This window comes from Streptomyces rubellomurinus (genome assembly GCF_000961885.1).
In the GTDB taxonomy this organism is placed as follows: Bacteria; Actinomycetota; Actinomycetes; order Streptomycetales; family Streptomycetaceae; genus Kitasatospora; species Kitasatospora rubellomurina.
Window position 1 is genome coordinate 1 of record NZ_JZKH01000269.1, and the last position, 876, is coordinate 876.

An 876-nucleotide genomic window follows, 5' to 3' on the forward strand; every position below is an offset into this window, starting at 1 on the left:
CAGACCACGGCCGCCGACTTCAACGGCGACGGCATAGCCGACCTGGTCGCCCGGGACTCCTCCGGCAACCTCTACCTGTGGACCGGCAACGCGGGCGGCGCCTTCAGCACCAAGAAGCTGCTGACCGGCGGTTGGGACTTCACCCAGACCACCGCGGGTGACTTCACCGGCAGCGGCCACGCCGACCTGATCGCCCGGGACGACACCACCGGCACCCTCTACCGCTGGGCCGGCAACGGCGCGGGCGGCTTCGCGGCCAAGGTCCAGGTCACCACCGGCTGGTAGCAGCCGTGCCACCGCCCGCCCCCGGCGCCCCGCGCTGAAGCCCCGCGCGGGGCGCCGGCTGCCCGACTCCCCACACGCTCTCTGACCACGATCGGAATTCCCATGCGTCTCACCACCCGTAAGAACCGTCACGCCCTGGCCCTGGCCGCGGCCGTCTGCACCGCCCTGGTCGCCTCGCTGGCCGGCACCGGCAGTGCCGCCGCAGCCTCGGTCAGCACCTGGGAGAAGGTCGCCCAGTGCGAAAGCAGCGGTGACTGGAGCATCAACACGGGCAACGGCTACTACGGCGGCCTGCAGTTCGATCTCAGCACCTGGAACGCCTACGGGGGCCAGCAGTACGCCGCCTACCCCCACCAGGCCACCGAGAACCAGCAGATCATGATCGCGGAGAAGGTCCTGGCCGCACAGGGCCCCAGCGCCTGGCCGCAGTGCGGCGCCTCGAACGGCCTCGGCACGGATACGCAGAACCCCTTCCCCGGCCCGTCCGTGACGCTGAACTTCTCGCAGACGGTGGGCGGGAACTACAACGGCGACAAGGTCTCCGACCTGTTCGCCAAGGACTCCTCCGGCAACCTCTTCGTCTGGACGGGA

General features: G+C 70.4%; 2 protein-coding genes. Both read left to right on the forward strand.

Features of this window, described 5'->3' with window-relative positions:
- Positions 1 to 285: FG-GAP repeat domain-containing protein (locus VM95_RS37735; RefSeq protein WP_045706028.1), on the forward strand; the 285-nt coding region annotated here is incomplete at its 5' end.
- 102 nt (positions 286 to 387) lie between these two features.
- Positions 388 to 876, forward strand: a 489-nt coding sequence (locus tag VM95_RS45395) for a transglycosylase family protein (RefSeq protein WP_045706031.1), incomplete at its 3' end; no start/stop codon positions are given.